At 69.1% G+C, this 20,461-nt stretch carries 15 protein-coding genes; 10 read left to right on the top strand and 5 right to left on the bottom strand.

Going from position 1 to position 20,461, the window contains the following annotated elements:
- Nucleotides 1-71: 71 nt before the first annotated feature.
- The 3 genes from DFR39_RS10420 (at nt 72) to selD (ending at nt 4,992) form a co-directional block, all read left to right on the top strand.
- Nucleotides 72-2,618, top strand: coding sequence for a GspE/PulE family protein (locus tag DFR39_RS10420; protein WP_336622256.1), 2,547 nt, complete (start codon nt 72-74; stop codon nt 2,616-2,618).
- A 105-nt stretch (nt 2,619-2,723) separates the two neighbouring features.
- Complete coding sequence (locus DFR39_RS10415) at nt 2,724-3,890, top strand: helix-turn-helix domain-containing protein (protein ID WP_133603501.1); 1,167 nt, start codon at nt 2,724-2,726, stop codon at nt 3,888-3,890.
- Between the two features lie 16 nt (nt 3,891-3,906).
- Nucleotides 3,907-4,992 carry a selenide, water dikinase SelD gene (selD, locus tag DFR39_RS10410; protein WP_133603500.1) on the top strand — a complete coding sequence of 362 codons (1,086 nt, stop codon included), beginning with the start codon at nt 3,907-3,909 and terminating at the stop codon, nt 4,990-4,992.
- A 21-nt stretch (nt 4,993-5,013) separates the two neighbouring features.
- On the opposite strand, the gene DFR39_RS10405 is transcribed toward selD, so the two are convergent.
- Nucleotides 5,014-6,309 carry a 3-deoxy-D-manno-octulosonic acid transferase gene (locus tag DFR39_RS10405; RefSeq protein WP_133603499.1) on the bottom strand — a complete coding sequence of 432 codons (1,296 nt, stop codon included), beginning with the start codon at nt 6,307-6,309 and terminating at the stop codon, nt 5,014-5,016.
- On the bottom strand, nt 6,306-7,697 hold the full coding sequence (locus tag DFR39_RS10400) for a phosphomannomutase/phosphoglucomutase (protein WP_133603498.1): 1,392 nt from the start codon (nt 7,695-7,697) through the stop codon (nt 6,306-6,308). Before DFR39_RS10400 ends, DFR39_RS10405 begins: the two co-directional genes overlap by 4 nt.
- Before the next feature lie 206 nt (nt 7,698-7,903).
- Between DFR39_RS10400 and DFR39_RS10395 the strand changes: the two genes are divergently transcribed.
- From DFR39_RS10395 to DFR39_RS10370, 6 genes are all read left to right on the top strand, one after another.
- Nucleotides 7,904-9,055 carry a sensor histidine kinase gene (locus DFR39_RS10395; protein WP_162849486.1) on the top strand — a complete coding sequence of 384 codons (1,152 nt, stop codon included), beginning with the start codon at nt 7,904-7,906 and terminating at the stop codon, nt 9,053-9,055.
- A gap of 41 nt (nt 9,056-9,096) precedes the next feature.
- Nucleotides 9,097-9,876, top strand: coding sequence for a LytR/AlgR family response regulator transcription factor (locus DFR39_RS10390; protein WP_133603496.1), 780 nt, complete (start codon nt 9,097-9,099; stop codon nt 9,874-9,876).
- Between the two features lie 106 nt (nt 9,877-9,982).
- Nucleotides 9,983-10,744, top strand: coding sequence for a substrate-binding periplasmic protein (locus DFR39_RS10385; protein ID WP_133603495.1), 762 nt, complete (start codon nt 9,983-9,985; stop codon nt 10,742-10,744).
- 72 nt (nt 10,745-10,816) lie between these two features.
- Complete coding sequence (locus DFR39_RS10380) at nt 10,817-12,325, top strand: Ada metal-binding domain-containing protein (RefSeq protein WP_133603494.1); 1,509 nt, start codon at nt 10,817-10,819, stop codon at nt 12,323-12,325.
- Nucleotides 12,325-12,837, top strand: a complete 513-nt coding sequence (locus DFR39_RS10375) for a methylated-DNA--[protein]-cysteine S-methyltransferase (RefSeq protein ID WP_211343846.1) — start codon at nt 12,325-12,327, stop codon at nt 12,835-12,837. The genes DFR39_RS10380 and DFR39_RS10375 overlap by 1 nt, the downstream gene beginning before the upstream one ends.
- Entirely contained in the window at nt 12,834-13,730 is an 897-nt protein-coding gene (locus tag DFR39_RS10370) for a DMT family transporter (RefSeq protein WP_409847242.1), read from the top strand. Before DFR39_RS10375 ends, DFR39_RS10370 begins: the two co-directional genes overlap by 4 nt.
- Before the next feature lie 16 nt (nt 13,731-13,746).
- On the opposite strand, the gene ligA is transcribed toward DFR39_RS10370, so the two are convergent.
- Complete coding sequence (ligA, locus tag DFR39_RS10365; RefSeq protein ID WP_133603492.1) at nt 13,747-15,801, bottom strand: NAD-dependent DNA ligase LigA; 2,055 nt, start codon at nt 15,799-15,801, stop codon at nt 13,747-13,749.
- A gap of 128 nt (nt 15,802-15,929) precedes the next feature.
- On the opposite strand from ligA, the gene DFR39_RS10360 reads away from it, so the two are divergent.
- Nucleotides 15,930-17,975, top strand: a complete 2,046-nt coding sequence (locus tag DFR39_RS10360) for a putative bifunctional diguanylate cyclase/phosphodiesterase (RefSeq protein ID WP_133603491.1) — start codon at nt 15,930-15,932, stop codon at nt 17,973-17,975.
- A gap of 7 nt (nt 17,976-17,982) precedes the next feature.
- On the opposite strand, the gene paeA is transcribed toward DFR39_RS10360, so the two are convergent.
- Nucleotides 17,983-19,290 carry a polyamine export protein PaeA gene (paeA, locus tag DFR39_RS10355; protein WP_133603766.1) on the bottom strand — a complete coding sequence of 436 codons (1,308 nt, stop codon included), beginning with the start codon at nt 19,288-19,290 and terminating at the stop codon, nt 17,983-17,985.
- 63 nt (nt 19,291-19,353) lie between these two features.
- Complete coding sequence (locus tag DFR39_RS10350) at nt 19,354-20,448, bottom strand: cell division protein FtsZ (RefSeq protein ID WP_133603490.1); 1,095 nt, start codon at nt 20,446-20,448, stop codon at nt 19,354-19,356.
- Between the last annotated feature and the right edge of the window lie 13 nt (nt 20,449-20,461).

Below are 20,461 nucleotides of genomic sequence, written 5' to 3'. Positions count from 1 at the left end.
GAACGGTTCCAGAAATTCACGCTCGCTGCCGGCCTGTAGGCCCCGAGCCCGTCAACCCGGAGAAGATCCCGATGCACGACCCGTCAGCCCCCCTGAACTGGCCCTATGCCAAGGCCCAGGATCCTGATGCGGCAGGCTCGGCAATGGGAGACGCTCAGTTCCAGTGGCCCACGCCACCCTACACCGCCTACCCCCAGCCCCAGCCGCAGACGGCCCCCGAGCCCTGCGAGATCCTGGGCCTGAACAATAGCCGCACCGTGGGCCATGTGGTGCTGATGGCGATCGGCGAGCGCCTGGCTCATATCAATGTCCCCCCCGCCCGCAGCGCGATGCCCCTGAAGTTCTCGCAGTTCCGGGCCATCAAACTGCTGCGTCCCGTGCCGGCCACACCGCCCACACAGCTTGATCCCGGTGATGCGCTGAGCCTGGATCAACGCCCTCGCAATAAATTCCGTCTCAGCTATCTCGGCGGTAGCGAGCTAGAGGGCGTCACCATCGGCCATTACCAGGACGACAACGGCCTTTATCTTTTCGCACCGGTTTCAGACAGCGATGACTCGGTGCAGCGCATCTTCGTCCCCCGTGAGGTGCTGGCCGGCTTTGAACTCGGCGAGCGTCTGGGCGAACTGCTGGTGCGCGATCGCGCGGCCTCCGCCGACCAGATCGAGGCGGCGGCGCGCGAACAGAGCGAGCTGCGCAACCGTCGGGTGGGCGACATCCTGGTGGCCAAGCAGGTGGTCAGCTCGGCGCAGCTGATGCAGGCCATTGAGCAACAAGCCAAGATGCCCATGGTGCGCATCGGAGAGGCCCTGCTGGCACTGGAGCTGGTAACCCAGGAGCAGCTGGACGAGGCGCTGGCACAGCAGCGTGAAGACCGGTCCGTGCCCCTGGGCCAGCTGCTGGTGCGGCGTGGGGTGATCACGCGCCAGCAGCTGCAGTCGGCCCTGGCGCGCAAGATGGGCTACCCACTGGTGGACGTGGAACATTTCCCGGTGGAGGCGGAGGCGGTACATACCCTGCCCTATGCGGTGGCCAAGCGCCTGGAGGTCCTGCCCCTGGTGCTGCGCGAGGGCAAGCTCATCGTGGCCATGGAAGACCCCACACGCCGCGACGCCATCGACGAGGTGGAGTTCATCTCCCAGCTCAAGGTCGTGCCCACCCTCACCAAGGTCGGCACCCTGCAATTTGCCCTGCCCCAGGTCTACGACCGCTTTGGCAGCGGCACGACGGCTGGCGCCTCCTCGCCCAGTGATCTGCGCATTCCCGCGCTCGCCCTGGACTTTCAGCTCGACAACGCCGACAAGCTGATCGAGAGCCTGGAGCGCGACAGCCATGAAAGCACCGTCCGCGATGACGATGCCCAGGTCGAGCAGTCCGACAACTCCCTCGTGCGCCTGATCAACACCATGATCATCGAGGCCCATGCCCAGGGTGTTTCAGACATCCATATCGAGACCTATCCGGGGCGCGAGAAGGTCCGAATCCGCTTTCGCAAGGACGGGCAGATGCAGCCCTATCTGGAGCTGCCCCACACCTACCGCAACGCCATGATCGCCCGCATCAAGATCATGTGCGATCTGGACATCTCCGAGCGGCGCAAACCGCAGGACGGCAAGATCAACTTCGCGCGCTTCTCCAGCCAGCACAAGCTGGAATTGCGCGTGGCCACCATCCCGACCACCAACGGTCTGGAGGATGTGGTGATGCGCCTGCTGTCCTCGGCGCGCCCCCTGCCGCTGGACAAGCTGGGGCTGAGCCCCGCCAATCTCGAGGCGCTCAAGCAGGCCATCAGCCGGCCTTACGGCATGGTGCTTTGCGTGGGGCCCACGGGCTCCGGCAAGACCACGACGCTGCACTCCGCACTGGGCCATATCAACACCCCGGACCGCAAGATCTGGACGGCGGAAGACCCCATCGAAATCACCCAGCAGGGCCTGCGTCAGGTGCAGGTCAATCCCAAGATCGACTGGACCTTCGCCAAGGCGCTGCGCGCCTTCCTGCGTGCCGATCCGGACGTGATCATGGTGGGCGAAATCCGCGACGAGGAGACCGCCCATATCGCCGTCGAAGCCTCGCTGACCGGGCACCTGGTGCTCTCCACCCTCCACACCAACAGCGCGCCCGAGACGGTGACGCGTCTGCTGGACATGGGCATGGACCCCTTCAACTTTGCGGACTCCCTGCTGGCGGTGCTGGCCCAGCGCCTGGTCAAGCGCCTGTGCCCGCACTGCCGCAAGGCCGAACCCATGAGCGACGCGCAGCTGCAAGAACTGCTGGAAGACTACCTCCATGTCTTCCCCAAGGACCAGCGCGGCGATCGCGCCACGCTTCAAGCCGAATGGCAGGCTCAGTACGGCGACAAGGGCCAGCTCCAGCACTACCACAGCCCCGGCTGTGCGCAATGCGACCAAACCGGCTTCAAGGGTCGAGCGGGTCTGCATGAGCTGCTGACGGTGTCCAAGAACGTGCGCCGCCTGATCCAGACCGGTGCGCGCGCCGAGGACATCCAGCATTGCGCCCTGAGCGAAGGCATGCGCACCCTGCGCCAGGACGGCATCATCAAGGTGCTGAGCGGGGTCAGCACCCTCGCGGAAGTCCGCTCCACCAGCAACGCCTGACCCCAGGACGGCCAGCGCCCGCGAGAAATCGGCTGTTTTCCCGCTTGTCAGGCCCGGGCGGCTTGCGCCATATTCGGCAACTCGCCCGCCCCACAGGGAGCCAGCATGCCTGCCGTCCCCAACAGCCCGACCGCACCGAGTGCCCCACGTCCCCCGCTGGATGTACGGCATGGTCACCAGATCATGGCCTCGCACGAGCGCTGCCGTGCCTTTGGTCTGCGCAGCGAGGCCGGGGCCGATCTGCACAGGCTGGCACCCTCGGCCTTGCGCGACTTGCAGCAGCGCAATGCCCGTCTTTGCGCCCAGGCCCTGCCGGTCATGGAGCTGCTCTACGAGCAACTCATGCATGGGCAGAGCATGGTGCTGCTCACCGATGCCAGTGGCTGCGTGCTGCACGCCCTGGGCGACCCCGGATTTCTGCAGCGCGCCGACCAGGTGGCCCTGGCGCCGGGCGCGCTCTGGGCCGAAGCCGACAAGGGCACCAACGCCGTGGGTACCGCGCTGATGACCGAGGCGCCCACCCTGGTCCATGGCCAGGAGCATTACCTGCGTGCCATGCATTTCCTGACCTGCTCGGCCGCACCCATCTTTGATCACAAGGGTGCCTTGCTGGGCGTGATCGATGTCTCGGGCGACAAGCGCTCCTACCACCCCCACACCCTGGCCCTGGCCGGCATGTCCGCCCGGCTGATCGAAGCCCAGTGCTTTGCCGAACAGTTCCGCCACAGCCACCGACTGCATCTGCATGCACTGGCCTCGGGCCTGGGCACGCTGGCCGAGGGGCTGCTGGCTCTTGACGACGATGGCCGGGTGCTCGGCTGCAACCGGCAGGCGGCCACGCTGCTGGGACTCACCCCCATGGCGCTGCGGCGCGAGACCGTGTCCAGCCTTTTCGACACAGGCTTGGGCCTGCTGGCGACTTGTACCGAGCCCGTCTGTCTGCAGACCCGCTTGGCCGCCGCGCCTTGCTGGGCCAAGCTCAGTCTGGCCAGACCATGGCAGTCCAGGTCCGCGGCTGGGCCCGAGCCGCGACACACCCCCGCTCCGTCGCCCGCGCCAGCGGCCCCTGCTGCCACGCCAGCGCCGGTGGCCGTGCCAGCGGCCCCCAACCGTGCCACAGGTTCGGCGACGAGCCATCTCAGCCTGCGCGAGGCCGAACAACAGGCGATTGCCGCGGCGGTGCAGGCCGCGGCCGGCAATCTCTCCGAAGCCGCCCGCCAGCTGGGCATAGGCCGCAGCACGCTCTACCGCAAGCTCAAGACCATGGCCTGACCTATGATGCGGCGCCATGAGCGCCACATCGTCCCCCTCCCAAGCCAGCGTCCCCCGTCTCAGCAGCCTGTCCCATGGTGGCGGCTGCGGCTGCAAGATCGCTCCGGGCCTGCTGTCCGAAATCCTGAAGAACAGCGGTGTGGGCGGCCTGGTGCCGCCCGAGCTGCTGGTGGGCATAGAGACCGCGGACGATGCCGCCGTCTACCAGCTCAATGAGGAACAGGCCCTGGTTGCGACCACGGACTTCTTCATGCCCATCGTGGACGATCCCTATGACTTCGGCCGCATTGCCGCGACCAATGCGATCAGTGATGTCTACGCCATGGGCGGCCGCCCCATCTTCGCCCTGGCCCTGGTGGGCATGCCCATCAATGTGCTGCCGCCCGAGACCATAGGCCGCATCCTGGCCGGCGGCCAGGCAGTCTGCGCCGCGGCCGGCATCCCGATTGCCGGCGGCCACACCATCGACTCGGTGGAACCCATCTACGGCCTGGTCGCCCTGGGCCTGGTCCACCCCAAGCGCCTGAAGCGCAATGCCGATGCGCGGCCCGGCGACCGCCTGATCCTGGGCAAGGCCCTGGGCGTGGGTGTGCTCTCCGCCGCGCTGAAGAAGGAGCAGCTGGATTCCGAGGGCTATGCCCGCATGCTGGCCAGCACCACCCAGCTCAACACCCCGGGCATGGCCCTGGCGGCGCTGGAGGGCGTGCACGCCCTGACGGATGTCACCGGCTTCGGCCTGGGTGGCCACGGCCTGGAGCTGGCGCGCGGCGCCGGCCTGGCCCTGCGCATCGACTGGTCGCGCGTGCCCCTGCTGCCGGGCGTGCGCGCCCTGGCCGGCCAGGGCTTTGTGACCGGCGCCTCGGGCCGCAACTGGGCCTCTTACGGCAGCCAGATCGCCCTGCCCGAGGGCTTTGCCGCCGAAGACTGCGCCCTGCTCAGCGACCCGCAGACCAGCGGTGGCCTGCTCGTCTCCTGCGCCCCCGAGGCCGTGGACGAGGTGCTGGCCCTGTTCCGCCGCGAGGGCTTTGACTACGCCGCCGAGATCGGCGAGGTACTGGACGAGCGCCCGGCCGAGGGCGCGCCGCGCCTGCGGGTGGTCTGAGGCCCCCGCCGGCCCCCAGCTTCAGGCCGGCATTAGCTCCAGAATGCGCGCGGCCATGCGCTTGGCCGCGCCACGGTGGGCCGCGGCGAACTGCTGCGCGGCCTGGGCCATGGCGCTGCGCTCGGCGCCCGCCTCGCCCAGCAGGGCCTGCGCCTGAGCCAGGGCCTCGTCCAGATCGGCCACGCGGCGGGCGGCGCCGGCCTGCTGGGCCAGCTCCGCGGCCTCGGCGAAATTGAAGGTGTGCGGGCCCATCAGCAAGGGGCAGCCGCAGGCCGCCGCCTCGATCAGGTTCTGGCCGCCCAGGGGCGCAAAGCTGCCGCCCAGCAGGGCCAGATCGGCCAGGCCGTAGTAGAGCGACATCTCGCGCAGGCTGTCGCCCAGCCAGACCTCGGCGCGGGCCGCCTCGGGCGGCGGCGTTTCGCCCCAGGCGCTGCGGCGCGCCAGGCTCAGGCCTTGCGCTTGCACCAGGCCGGCCACCTCGTCAAAGCGCTGGGGGTGGCGCGGCACGATCAGCAGCAGCGGCCGCTCGGCGCCTGAGCGCTCGGCGTAGCGGCGCTGGAAGGCGCGCAGCAGGGCGATCTCCTCGCCCTCGCGCGTCACCGCGCCCAGCAGCACCGGCCGTCCCAGGGCCGCACGCCAGGCCCGGCCACGCGCGAGCAAGGCTTCATCGGGCCGCAGATCGTATTTGAGATTGCCGGACCGCTCCCAGCGCGGCACGCCGGCCTGGGCCAGGCGCTGGCCATCGGCCTCGGTCTGGGCCAGGGCCAGGCTCAGGGCGCCGGCCGCCGGCCGCATCAGGGCGGCCAGACGCCGGCCCTGACGCAGGCTTTTCTCGGACAGGCGGGCATTGGCCAGCACCATGGGCAGACCCGCGCGGCGGGCGCTGTGCTGCAGGCTGGGCCAGATCTCGGTTTCCATCAGCACCCCCACGGCGGGCCGCCAGTGGCGCAGAAAGCGCCGCGTGGCGCCGGGCGTGTCATAGGGCAACCAGGCCTGGGCATCGCCCGGCTGCAGCAGGGCCTGACCGGCCTCGCGCCCGGTGGCAGTGCCATGGGTGAGCAGCAGGCGCAGGCCCGGGCGCTCGGCGCGCAGGGCCGCGATCAGGGGCGCCGCCGCCCGGGTCTCACCCAGGGAGACCGCATGCAGCCACAGCCGTCCCGGCTCGGCCGCCGGCCCGCGATACAGGCCCAGCCGCTCGCCCCAATGCGCCCGGTACAGGGGCTCGGCCGCACCGCGCCGCCAGAGCTTGAGCAGGTAGAGCGGCGTGGCCAAGCGCAGGGCCCAGCCATAGAGGCCGCGGGCCAGGGTCTGCTTCAATGGGCCGAAGCGGCAAAGGTGGCGTCCGGCTTCACGCGCTTGAGCTGGGCCAGCATATCGTGCTGGATGCGCTCCAGCGCCTCCTGCGTGTGGCCTTCAAAGCGCAGCACCAGCACCGGCGTGGTGTTGGAGGGGCGGATCAGGCCGAAGCCGTCGGCGTATTCCACGCGCAGGCCGTCAATGGTGACGATCTCGGCGGCGCCGGGGAACTCGGCGATCTCCTTGAGCTGCTTGACCACCTCGTGGTGCTCGCCCTCGGCGCAGGGCACATTGATCTCGGGCGTGTTGAAGCTGGTGGGCAGGGCCTGGAGCACGGCGCTGGGGTCGGCCGAGCGCGAGAGGATCTCCAGCAGACGGGCCGCGGTGTACATGGCGTCGTCAAAGCCGTACCAGCGCTCGGCGAAGAAGATATGACCCGAGAGCTCGCCGGCCAGGGGGGCGCCGGTTTCCTTGAGCTTGGCCTTGGCCAGGGAGTGGCCGGTCATCCACATCAGGGGCTTGCCGCCATGCTCGCGGATCCAGGGGGCCAGGCGTTGCGTGCACTTGACGTCGAAGATGATTTCGGCGCCGGGCTTGCGGGAGAGGATGTCGGCCGCGAAGAGCATGATCTGGCGGTCCGGCATGATCATCTCGCCGTCCTTGGTCACCACGCCCAGGCGGTCACCGTCGCCGTCGAAGGCCAGTCCCAGATCGGCATCGGTGGCGTGCACGATGCGCTTGAGGTCTTCCAGGTTCTCGGGGCGGCTGGGGTCCGGGTGGTGGTTGGGGAAGTCACCGTCCACCTTGGAATAGATGTCGATCACCTCGCAGCCCAGGGCGCGCAGGATGGCGGGCGAGGAAGCGCCGGGAATGCCGTTGCCCGAGTCCACCACGATCTTGAGCGGGCGCTTGAGCTTGCAGTCCTTGACGATGCGGTGGCTGTACTCCGCCAGCACATCCATCTGGCCCACGCGGCCTTGGCCCGTCGCATAGTCCTCGGCCTCGATGCGGCGACGCAGACCCTGGATCTGCTCGCCGTAGACGGCGGCGCCCTTGAGCACCATCTTGAAGCCGTTGTAGTCCTTGGGGTTGTGGCTGCCGGTGACCTGGATGCCGGAGTTGCAGCCATGCTTGCCGCGGGTGGCGGCCACGTAGTACAGCATGGGCGTGGTCACGGCGCCGATGTCCACCACGTCCAGACCGGTGGACTGGATGCCGCGAACCAGCGCGGCCACCAGGCCCGGGCCCGAGAGACGGCCGTCGCGGCCCACGGCCACGGCCTTCTCGCCGGCCAGCTTGGCTTCAGTGCCGAAGGCCCGGCCCAGGTGCTCGGCCAGGGTCTCGTCCAGGGTCTGACCCACAACACCGCGGATGTCATAGGCCTTGAAGATGGAGGCGTGGACTTGCATGAGTTTCCTTGCTGCGAAGATGAATTTCCGCGCGGATTGTAGGCAGCTGGCGCGACAGTCCCGACACGGCTTCAAGACAGCCGCGGCCCTTATTCACGGGGAGCATGCCCAGCCCCCATCCCGGCCGCTCGCCGTTCGTCGCGCCGCTCGTCCATTCGTCGCGCCCCCAATGGCCCCCAAACAGGGTCTGCCTACACTGCGCCCCCATGAACACCCCCGCGCCGACGTCCATCCCCCAGCAGCTGCGCCAGGCCTGGCGCCTGAGCTGGAAGCTCTACAAGCAACGTGATGTGCCCCTGTGGGCTCAGCTGTGCGTACCCCTGAGCATTGCGCTGCTGGTCGGCCTGGCGCTGAGCGTGGCCGGTCTGGCCAACCGCCATCAGCTCGGCGATGCCCGCGCCTGGGCCTGGGCCCTGTTCGAGAACCTCGTGATCGCTGGCTGCGTGTCCCTGGTGATCTTCGCGGGCTACCGCGCGCTGGAGCGCCTGCTGCCCGAGTCCACGCTCGATCGCATCAATGCCGATCGCGGCTGGCGGGCGGCCCTGCTGCATGGCGGGCTGAACCTTGTCTTGGTGGTGCTGGGTTTCTTCATCGGCCTGAGCTTGCTGGGCACGCTTTTGCAGATCGACCTCTGGACCCGGCTGCTCAACAAGCCCGCCGTCTTGCAAGAATTCCTGCTCACCTCCCTGGTGGCGACCACCGCCGCCAGCCTGATCTTCTGGTGGCGGGAGCGCCGCCAGGCCGAGGCCCTGCGCGCCACCGAGGCACAGTTCAAGGCCCTGCAGGCCCAGATCGAGCCGCACTTCCTCTTCAACACCCTGGCTCATGTGCACTGCCTGATGGACGAGGAGCCACTGCGCGCCAAGCAGATGCTGGAGTCCTTCACCGACTATCTGCGCAGCAGCCTGGGCCAGCTGCGCCGCGAGGACGGCAAGCTGGGTGAGGAGCTGGACCTGGCCCAGGCCTATTTGCAGCTGATGCAGACCCGCATGGACCAGCGGCTGCGCTTCGAGATCGAGGTGGACCCCGCTTTGCGCGGCACCCCCATGCCACCCCTGCTCCTGCAGCCCCTGCTGGAGAATGCCATTCACCATGGTCTGGAGCCCAAGGCCGAGGGCGGCTGCCTGCGCATCCATGCGCGGCAGCAGGACGGGCGCCTGGACATCTGCGTGGAGGATGACGGCCTGGGTCTGGAAGCGGCCGCCCGCCGACCGCGGCGCGGCAGCAATGGCATCGCCCTGGATAACATCCGGGCGCGACTTCAGTCCCGCTACGGGCAAGCCGCCCGGCTCAGCCTGGAACCGCGCCCGCAGGGCGGCACCATGGCCCGCCTGAACCTGCCGCTGTACCGGACCTGAGACCGCCGCCACACCACATCACCTCCCACAACAAAGAGACCATGCCCCGCGCCCTGATTGCCGACGACGAGCCCCATCTGGCCCAATACCTCAAGAACCAGCTCGCCACGCTCTGGCCCGAGCTGCAGATCATTGCCATGGCCCGCAACGGCGATGAAGCGGCGGCGCAGATCAACGAGCTTCAGCCCGACTTGGCCTTTCTGGACATCCAGATGCCCGGACTCACCGGACTGGAAGTGGCGCAAGGCATCGAGGGCGACACCCGGGTCGTCTTCGTCACGGCCTATGACGAGTACGCCGTCCAGGCCTTCGAGACGGCGGCCCTGGACTACCTGCTCAAGCCGCTCAAGACGGAGCGACTGGCCCGTTGCGTGGAGCGGCTGCGCGCCCGCATGGAACAGCCGCCGACGAGCGGCAGCGACGCCCAGCTGGCCCAGGCCCTGCAGGCGCTGCAAGCCCTGAGCCAGGGCCCGGCCGCAGGTTCCGGCGCCGCGCCCCGCCTGCGCTGGCTGCGGGCCAGCCAGGGCGACATCACCCACCAGATCGATGTGCAGCAGGTGCTCTACTTCCATGCCGACGACAAGTACACGGTGGTGCAGACGGCCGAGGCCGAGTACCTGATACGCACGCCCATCGTGGACTTGCTGCCCCAGCTGGACCCGGACCAGTTCGTGCAGGTGCATCGCTCGACACTGATCAATATGGCCCATCTGGCCAGCACCCGGCGCGATGCCAACAGCCGCCTTTTCCTGCGCATGCGGGGCCAAGAGCGCGAACTGCCGGTCAGCCGGGCCTATGTGCACCTGTTCAAGTCCATGTAGACGGGGATTGGCGGCTGGATCGGGCCTGGCGCTACACTGCGGCCGATAGGGGAGTTGGCGGCCCGCAACCGGCCTCAGATCCGGTCGGTCCTTGCCGAGCCATGGCATGAATCGATTCCGGCTTGCACAGCGCCTGGCCCTGGTGATGCTGGGGCTGGGTCTGATCTCGGGCCCTGCCGAAGCCCGCGACCCGTTGCCCGCACCCGAGCGCGGGCTGGCCTGGGTGGCCGGGGATCTGCCACCCTTCGCCTGGGTCGGCCCCAAGGGCGCGCAGGGCTACGCCCACGAGCTCGCCATCCGCATGGCGGAGAAACTCGGCCGGCCCGCCGAAGTCAGCTATTACCCCTGGGCGCGGGCCGTGAAGATGACGCGAGAAGGTCAGCACTACGGCATCTTTCCCCTGGCCCGCACACCGGACCGCGAGACACAGTTTCGCTGGCTGGTGCCCCTGATGACGGTGCGCTACAGCCTGGTGGGCCTGAGCGGACGCCCCGCACAAACCCTGGAGCAGCTGCGCACGCAGCGCGTGGGCGTGCTCCGCGGCTCACCCATCATCAACAATCTGCGCGCCGAGGGATTTGCCGAGGTGATTGAAGCGCGGGACTACAAGGACTTGCTGCGTCTGCTGCACATCGATGCCATCAGCGCGATCTATGCCGGCGCGCCGATGCTCAATGCCGCCATCGATGAGTACGGCTACGAGCGCCAGCGATTCCAGGTGCACGCCACCCTGGGCGAGGCCACGCTCTATATGGGCGCCTCCCTGGCGCTCTCGGAGGTCGAGGCCCAGCGCTGGGTCCAGGCCTATCAGCAGCTGCAGGCGGACGGCAGCGTGGCCAAATTGCAGCAGCAGTACCTGCGCCCCTGAGGAGGAGCGGCCGGACGAGATGTCCGGATCCGGCCAGTCCGCCCCTCGGGTCGCGCCTATGATGAAGCCATCATGGACGCGAGCGACTCCCCTGCCCTGGACCCCGAGCATTGCTACCCGGCGCTGCAGGCGCGCGATGCCCGCTTTGACGGCCTGTGGTTTGTCGGCGTCACCTCCACAGGCATCTACTGCCGGCCGGTCTGTCGGGTTCGCACGCCCCGCCGCGACAACTGCCGCTTCTTTGCCAGCGCGGCCCAGGCCGAAGCGGCACAGTTCCGCCCCTGCCTGAAGTGCCGTCCCGAGATGGCGCCGGCCGCCCCCCTGCGCTGGAGCGTGATGGACGCCTCCCGCACCCTGGCCCGCCAGGCTGCCGCCCTGCTGGAGGGCGGCGAGAGCGAGTCGGTGGAAGACCTGGCGCGGCGCCTGGGCATCAGCGACCGGCATCTGCGCCGCATCTTCGCGGCCGAGCACGGCGTCTCGCCCCTGCAATACCTGCAGACCCGCCGCCTGCTCCTGGCCAAGCAACTGCTGGCCGACAGCGCCCAGCCCATCACCGAGGTGGCGGCGGCCGCGGGCTTTCGCAGCCTGCGGCGCTTCAACGCCGCCTTTGTGGAGCAGTACCGGCTGCAACCCTCGGCCCTGCGCCGCGGCGCCCCGCCGGTGGCCACCGCCTGCGGTGAACCGGCCCTGCGCCTGGCGTACCGCCCGCCCTATGCGGTGGAGGCCCTGCTGGAGTTTTTGGCGGCGCGAGCCATTCCCGGTATCGAGACGGTGGACCTGGCTCAGCGCACGGTCAGCCGCAGCCTGCGCATCCGCCATGGCGGGCGGGTGCATGCCGGGCGCGTGGTCGTGCGTTTCGACACGGCCCAGCCGGTGCTGCTGCTCTCGCCCTGCGCGGCGGTCTGGGGCACGGCCGCCAGCCTGATTCCCCTGGTGCGGCGCTGGCTGGACCTGGATGCCGAACCCGCCGCCATCGACACCCGCCTGGGCGATCTGGCCGAGACCACGCCGGGCCTGCGCCTAGCCGGCTGCACCGACCGCTTCGAGCTGGCCGTGCGTGCCGTGCTGGGCCAGCAGGTCACGGTGGCCGCGGCCCGCACCCTGGGCGCGCGCTTTGTGCAGCGCTTCGGCACGTCGCTGGATGCCGGCCAGGCCGCGCCCGGCGTGGACCGGCTCTTTCCCTTGCCCGAAACCATTGCTCAGGCGCCGGTGGAGGCCATTGCCGAGCTGGGCATCATCCGCCGCCGCGCCGAGGCCCTGATCGCCCTGGCCCGCGCATGGCCCCGGCTGCGCTATGCGGGCGAGGCCGGCGGCCAGGCCGAGTTCGAGGCCGCGCATGCCGAGCTGGTGGCCCTGCCCGGCATCGGCCCCTGGACGGCCGCCTATATGCTGATGCGCGGCTGGAGCTGGCCGGACGTCTTTCCCCCCGGCGATGTGGTGCTACGCAAGCAGCTGGCCGAGCTGCCCGCCGGCACCATGCCTCAAGACTGGCAGCCCTATCGGAGCTATGCGGTGCTCCAGCTCTGGCGCCAGGCCGCCATGGCGTCACGCCCCATCAAGGACAAGGACAAGGACAAGTGATGAACCCCGAGTTGCAGCAATTTCGCCTGGACACGCCCCTGGGCCCCTTGAGCGCCCTGGTGGGCGAGAGCGGGCTGCGTGGCCTGTGGTTTGATGCCCAGCGCCACCACCCTGGCACCCTGGCGGCGCGGCCCCAGCCCGACCACCCCTGGCGCTCAACCCTTCAGGCGCGCCTGGACGCCTATTTCGCGGGGCAAGGCCTGGCCCTGGACGGCATTCCCCTGGACCCGCAGGGCACGGTCTTCCAGCGCACGGTCTGGATGAGCCTGCTGGAGATCCCGCCCGGCCATAGCCGCCGCTACGGCGAACTGGCCCGGCAACTGGGGCGCCCCCAGGCAGCACGGGCCCTGGGCGCCGCCGTGGGCCGCAACCCCATCAGCATCTTGATCCCCTGCCATCGCGTGCTGGGCAGCCGGGGCAGGCTCACCGGCTATGCCGGTGGACTGGCGCGAAAGCAGGCGCTGCTGCGCCTGGAGGGCGCGCACTTCCAAGCGGAGCGGCGCGTCGCATGATCAAGCGTCTGGATCTGGGCGAGCTGCTGCTGCTGGCCGCCATCTGGGGGGCGTCCTTCCTGTTCATGCGCCTGGGCGCCCATGAGTTTGGTGCCATACCGCTGGCGGCGCTGCGGGTGGCCGGCGCCAGCTTGCTGCTGCTGCCCCTGCTGGCAATGCGCCAGGGCCTGGGGGAGCTGAGGCAGTACTGGCGCGCGCTGCTGGTGGTGGGCCTGCTCAACAGCGCCCTGCCCTTTGCCCTCTACAGCTATGCGGCCCTGTCCATCAGCGCCGGCCTGTCCAGCATCCTCAATGCCACCACGCCCTTATGGGGCGCCATCGTGGCCTGGATCTGGCTGGGCCAGGGTCTAAACGGCAGCCGCATCATGGGACTGGCACTGGGTTTTGCCGGCGTGGTTTTCCTGGCCTGGGAGCAAGCCAGCTTCAAGCCGGGCGGCAGCGGCTGGGCGGTGCTGGCTTGCCTGCTGGCCACCTTGTGCTATGGCATTGCGGCCAGCTACACCAAACGGCAGCTGAGCGCATGCAGCCCCCTGGCGGTTGCCACGGGCAGCCAGTTCAGCGCCGCCCTGCTGCTGGCCGGCCCGGCCCTGTGGCTGCGCCCCGAAGCCCTGCCCAGCGCCGGCGCCTGGGCTGCCGCAGCCGGCCTGGCCCTGCTGTGCACCGGCGTGGCCTACATCCTCTACTTCCGGCTGATGAGCCGCATCGGCCCCAGCAACACCATTGCCGTGACCTTTCTGATCCCCGGCTTTGCCGTGGTCTGGGGCTGGCTGTTCCTGTCCGAAGCCTTTACCTGGACCATGGCCGGCGGCTGCGCCATCGTGCTGCTGGGCACGGCCCTGGCCCTGGGGCTGCTGAAGCTGCGCGCTCAGCCGGCCGCGCTGGGCGGTTCCTGAGCCCGCCCAGCCAGCCTCAGTCAGCGCCCTCGCTCAGCAAGGTCTGCAGCCCGGCTTCGTCCAGCACGGTGATGCCCAGCTCGCGGGCCTTGTCCAGCTTGGAGCCGGCCTCCTCGCCCGCCACCACATAGTGGGTCTTCTTGGAGACCGAGCCGCTGACCTTGCCGCCCGCGTTCTCGATCAGTTCCTTGGCCGCATCGCGCGAGAGCGTGGGCAGGGTGCCGGTGAGCACCAGGGTCTTGCCCAACAGGGGGCGCGGGCGCTCGTCGGCCTGGCCCTGGCTTTCCTGGGGCTGCACGCCCGCGGCCAGCAGCTGCTCCACCACCTCGCGGTTATGGGGCTGGGCAAAGAAGGCGTGCACGCTGGCCGCCACGATGGGGCCCACATCCGGCACCTCCAGCAGCTGCTCGACGCTGGCGCGCATCAGGGCCTCCAGGGTGCCGAAATGCCGCGCCAGGTCCTTGGCCGTGGTCTCGCCCACATGGCGTATGCCCAGGGCAAACAGAAAGCGCCCCAGCGGCGGCCGCTTGCTGGCCTCCAGCGCGTCCACCAGGTTCTGCGCGCTCTTCTCGGCCATGCGCTCTAGGGCCGCCAGTTTGGCCACGCCCAGCTTGTAGAGGCCGGGCAGGCTGAGCACGATGCCGCCGTCCACCAGCTGGTCCACCAGCTTGTCGCCCAGGCCCTCGATGTCCATGGCGCGGCGTCCGGCAAAGTGCAGCAGGGCCTGCTTGCGCTGGGCCGGGCAGAAGATGCCACCGCTGCAGCGGTGGTCGATGCCGCCCTTCTCGCGCAGCACCGCGCTGCCGCAGACCGGGCACAGGGCGGGCATGCGGAAGTTGGGCACGTAAGGCTCGCGGACGGCCTCGAGCTTGCCGACGATCTCGGGAATCACATCGCCGGCACGGCGCACGATCACCTGGTCGCCCACACGCACGCCCTTGCGGCGCAGCTCGAAGACATTGTGCAGGGTGGCATTGCTCACCGTGGTGCCGCCCACAAAGACCGGCTCCAGCTTGGCCACCGGGGTGAGCTTGCCGGTGCGCCCCACCTGGATCTCGATGGCGTTGAGCCGCGTCACCTGCTCCTGGGCCGGGTATTTGTGCGCCACCGCCCAGCGCGGCTCGCGGGTCACAAAGCCCAGCTGCTGCTGCAGGGCGCGGCTGTTGACCTTGTAGACGATGCCGTCGATGTCAAAGGGCAGCGAGTCGCGCAGCGCGCCCATGGCCTGGTGGAAGGCCACCAGGCCGGCCGCCCCTGCGCTCACGCTGCGGTGCTCGCAGACCGGCAGGCCAAAGGCCTGCAGGGCGTCCAGCAGGCCGGCATGGGTGGGCGGAATCTCCCAGCCCTGCACATCGCCCAGGCCGTAGGCAAAGAAACTCAGCGGCTTGGCTGCCGCCGCGGCCGGGTCCAGCTGGCGCACCGCGCCCGCAGCGGTATTGCGCGGGTTCACAAAGGTCTTCTCGCCCTTGGCGCGCTGGCGCTCGTTGAGGGCTTCGAAGTCATCGCGGCGCATATAGACCTCGCCGCGCACCTCGATCACGGCCGCGGCCGCCGCCTCGCCGCGCAGGCGCAGCGGGATCTGCTTGACGGTGCGTATGTTCTGCGTGACATCCTCGCCGGTCTCGCCGTCGCCGCGCGTGGCGGCCTGCACCAGCACGCCCCGCTCATAGCGCAGATTGATGGCCAGGCCATCGAATTTGAGCTCGGCGGCGTACTCCACCGCGGGGGCCTCGGGCCCCAGGCCCAGCTCGCGCCGCACCCGAGCGTCAAAGGCTTCGGCCCCGGCCGGGCTGGTGTCGGTCTCGGTACGAATGGAGAGCATGGGCACCGCATGGCGCACCGGACTGAAGCCGTCCAGCACGCGGCCGATCACGCGCTGGGTGGGGGAGTCGGGCGTGAGCAGCTCGGGATGCGCGGCCTCCAGGGCCTGCAGTTCCTGGAAGAGCTTGTCGTACTCAGCGTCCGGCAGGCTGGGCGCGTCCAGCACGTAGTAGAGATGGGCGTGGTGGTTGAGCAGCTCGCGCAGTGCAGCGGCGCGTGCGCGGGCCGCCCCGGAATCGGTGATCGTCATGGGGCGGAATTGTGGCGCAGCCGCGGCAGGCAAATATCACGCTGCACCCTGCCAAGGGCAAATCACAGCTGAGCTCGGGCCGTTTCTGGGGCTAGACTGCAGCCAACTCCCCGTCGGCGCCCGCACTCATGCCAGATGCCAGCCCCCTCGTCCCGCAACTCATCTGCCTCGCGCTCAGCCTCTGGCTGGCTTGGCTGGGTGCCCTGGCCCTTGACAGGCTTCCCCATGAAAGCCGGCTGGGCACCGCGGCGGGCACCCTGCTGCTGAGCCTGGCCCTGTGGTGGCCATTGTGGCTGGGGCTGCCCCTGCCGCAGCAGGGCCAGGGATGGAAGGCGCTGGGCCTGGCCGCCCTGGCCGCCCTGGCCTGCATAGCCGCCGTGTCCATGGCGCGGGCGAATACATCGGTGAAATCGGGCCATGCTGCACGACTGGCCCTGGCCCTGCTCAGCAGCCTGGCCCTGTGCATGGCAGCCCTGCTGCCGCGTCTGCTGGCTGAACCCCAGGCCTGGCCGGCAAGTCCCAAAGACTGGCTCTGGCCCCTGCTGCTGGCTTTTCTGCAGAGCCTGGGGCTGCTGCTGCTGCGCCAGCGCCAGCGCTATCCGGTTCTGGGCAAGCTCTCATGGCCGGCCTTGGCGGCCCTGAGTCTGCCCGTCTTGCTGATCGGCCCGCCTGCTCTGGCCCCGCTGAGCGCACCGGCACCCGCAGCGTGGCTGCAGGCCGACCTGCTGTGGCTGCTGCTCACCGTGCCCCTGGCCCTGGCCCTGGTGCTCAAGCTGGCCCTGCGGCATGGCATGGCCGCCCGCACTGCGGCCGATACCTTGCGCCGCCAGCAGCTGCTGGATCCGCTGACCGAGCTGGCCAGCCGCCATGGCGTCGAGCAGCAGCTGGCACTGCAGGCCATGCAGGCCGACCGCAGCGGCATTCCCATGGCCGCAATGGTCTTCAATCTCGATGGTTTTCGCTCGGTGAACACGGCCTTCGGCCACGAGCTGGGCGACACCCTGCTGCGTGAGACGGCCGAGCGCCTGCGTCGTGAATGCGCCAAGGACGAATTCGTCGGACGGGTGAGCGCCGATGAGTTTGCCCTGCTGATACCTCAGGCCGGCGATATGGAGCAGGTGGGCGCACGGGCACGGCGCCTGCTACAGCTCTTGTCCCAGCCCTTTGCCTCGGGGGGGCGGGCCATCTCCCTGTCCTGTTCGGCCGGCATTGCCTTCTATCCCGAACACGGGGCCGCCAGCCGCCTGCTGGCCTGTGCCGAGCTCGCCGCCCAGCAAGCCAAGCGCCTGGGTGGTTCCAGCTTCAGCTTCTACGACCGCAGCATGGACGGCGACTCCCGGGCGCAGATCGAGCTGCTGGCCGAGCTGCGCCAGGCCATTGAACGCGATGCGCTGCAACTCTATTTCCAACCCAAGATCGATGCGCGCAGCGGCCAGATCACGGCGGCCGAGGCCCTGCTGCGCTGGAATCACCCCAGTCGCGGGGTCATTTCGCCCGCGGTCTTCATCCCCATCGCCGAGCGCTTTGGGCTGATGCGGGATCTGGGCAACTGGGTGATCAAGGCCGCCTGCCTGCAGGCCCGATCCTGGCGCGAGCAGGGCTTGCGCATGCGCTTGGCCATCAACCTCTCGGCCCAGCAGATGCGTCAGGCGGATATCGTCGAGCGCATCAGCACGGCATTGCAGGAAAACCGCATCCAGCCCTCCTTGCTGACCTGCGAGATCACCGAGTCGGTGGCCATGGAGGACACCCATGCCACCCAGGAAACCTTCCGCGCCCTGGGCGACTTGGGTGTGCATCTCTCTATCGACGATTTCGGCACCGGCTACTCCAGCCTGGCCTATCTGCGCCAGCTACCGGCCAAGGAGCTCAAGATCGACCGCAGCTTCGTCGCCGAGATCGACACCAACTCCAGCGCCCTGACCATGGTGGATGCCATCCTGCGCCTGGCCCACGCTCTGAATCTGCGAGTGGTCGCCGAGGGTGTCGAACGTGAGAGCCAGCAGAAATGGCTGGTCAAGCTGGGCTGCGATGAGCTGCAGGGCTACCTCTATGCCCGCCCCATGTCCTCAGAGGCCTTGCTGATGTGGGCCCACGGCGAGCAAGGCGGTACGGCACCGGAGTTCCGTGCCTCTCTGTTTGGCGAAACTGCGCCCCAGGAGCTGGGGCGCTGAAGCGAACTTAGCCCGCACGGCTTTCCGGCTGCACGCGGGTGATCATCACCTGATCCACGCGGTGGCTGTCCACGTCCACCACCTCAAAGCGCCAGCCCTCCCACTGCACCTGGTCGGTGCGGCGCGGAATGCGGCGCAGCATGACCATCAGGAAGCCGGCCAGGGTGTCGTACTGGCCCGCATGCGGCCAGGCCTCGATCTCCAGCGCGCGCTGCACATCGGGGATGGGTGTCACGCCATCGGCCAGGAAGCTGCCGTCCTCGCGGCGCACGATCTGTTCCTCGTCATGGCTGGCCACGAGCGAGCCCATCACGGTGCTCATCACATCATTGAGCGTGATCACACCCACCACCAGGCTGTACTCGTTGACGATGACGGCAAAGTCTTCGAGCTTCTCGCGGAACTGAACCAGCACCTCGGCCAGGGTCAGGCGGTCGGGCACGATCAGCACCTTCTTCACCAGATCGGCACAGGTGCGCAGATTGATGGCCTCCTCGCGCAGCACGCGCTGGAAGAGATCGGTGGAATCCACATAGCCCGCCACCCGGTCGATCTCGCCGTCGCAGACCAGATAGGTGCTGTGCGGCGACTCCGCGATGCGGGTGCGGATCAGGGCATCGTCCTCATCCAGGTTCAGGAAGACGATGCGCTCGCGCGTGGTCATCGCACTCTCCACCGTGCGCGTGTCCAGCTCGAACACGTTCTCGATCACCTGCTGCTCGGCATCGGCCACCACGCCGGCGAGATTGCCGGCCTCGGTCATGGCCAGGATATCGTGGTGGGTGATGCTGTTATCACGCGCCGCGGGCTGGCCCATCAGGCGCAGCAGCAGATCGCTGATGGCGTTGAAGCCCCAGGACAGGGGCTTGAGCAGGGTCACCAGGCCCGACATGGGACCGATCAGGGCCAGGGCCACGCGCTCGGGCTCATTCATGGACAGGCGCTTGGGCACCAGATCGGCCATCACGATGAAGAGCGCCGTGATGCACATGAAGGATAGGGCAAAGCCCAGATTCTGGGCCTGCTCCTCGGGCAGCACATAGGCCAGCAGGCCGGCGAAGTGGGGCGTGAACGCGCCCTCGCCCACGATACCGCCCAAGATGGCCACGGTGTTCACACCGATCTGGACCACGGTGAAATAGTGCCCCGGCTGCTCCTGTACCGCGATCACCCGCGCCGCCCTTGCATCTCCATCGTCGAGCAGTTGCTGGAGCTTGAGGCGCCGCGAGGCCGCCAGCGAAAGCTCCGCCATCGAGAAGAAGGCGCTGCAGGCAATCAGGAGGGCAATCAGCAGGAGGCTTGTAGTCAAGGGCAGCACTGGGGTCGTGGATCAGAGCTCAGTGTACCCGCGCCCCTGCGGCGCCCCGCAAGGCGCAGATCAGCTGAACAGGCGCCGCGCGGCCAGCGACCCCGCCGCCAAGTCCCGCTCGGCCAGGGCGCGATAGAGACCGCGCAGGCCCTCGTCGATGGCCGGGAAGGCATGCAGATTGAGCGGGTAGCCGCGGTCGTCGCAGAGCTCGGCCTCGAAGTCGCGCGCCAGAGCGCGCGCGGCCTCCTGCCAGGCGGCGAAGGGCTCGGCGGACTCGGGCGTCTGGGGCACATCCAGACTCAGGGTCAGCTCGCGCAGGGCCGAGGCCTGGGGGTCTTCGGCCAGGGCCGCCTGGGCTTCAAAGCCCAGGGTCAGCACCGGGGGCAGGCCCTCCTCGGCGGCGGGCAGCACCAGGCGGCCGGGCACGGCGCCGGGCACAAAGCCATGGCGCAAGGCCACTTGCTGCACATAGCCCAGGGTCCAGGCGGCCTCGCGGCAGCGCAGACGTACGGCCAGCTGGGCATCATGCTCGCCGGCAAACTGATCCAGCTCGCGGGCGCGGGCCACCACGTCCAGCATGTCCGGGAACTGCACAAAGCCGCCGATGGCATCGACAAAGGCTTGCAGCTTCTGCACGAACTCGCTGTACTCGATCTCGTTGAGCGCACCGCTGCGATTGGCCATCTGCAGACCGGCCTGGAACTCGCTGTAGCGCTGGCCGGGCAGGGGCAGTTCCCATTCGCCATTGAGAACGTTCAAGCCCTCGATATGAAAGGGCTTGGTGCCCGCGCGACGGCTGCCCGGCAAATGGGCCAGGGCCATCTCGCCGCTGACCGGGCCCTCCAGCGTGATGCTGGCGATCGCGTCGATCAGGGCATCGATGCGAGTGGAGGGTTTGCGCACCGGCCGGCCCGCGCCGGGCTCGCCTTGCGCCAGCTCCGGCGCGCCGCCCGGTGCCGCGAAGGGCTCGGCCACGGCGGCCTGGGCTTGCGCCATATCGGGCTCCTGCCGCTCGGCGGCCGAGGGGGCGCCCGCGTGCAGGGACGGCTCGATCTGCGGGCTGGCGCGCCGCGGTCCGGCCTTGCGGGCCACCCAGGCCCCATGAGCCACCACCCCGGCCAGCACCACGCCGCCCAGAATGGCCAACAGCTCGGTCAAACTCATTGAAGCAACTCCC

The organism is Roseateles asaccharophilus, from assembly GCF_004362405.1.
Taxonomy (GTDB): Bacteria; Pseudomonadota; Gammaproteobacteria; order Burkholderiales; family Burkholderiaceae_C; genus Kinneretia; species Kinneretia asaccharophila.
Note: the sequence above shows the minus strand (reverse complement) of the source record. Positions and strands in the feature narration are given on the sequence as shown.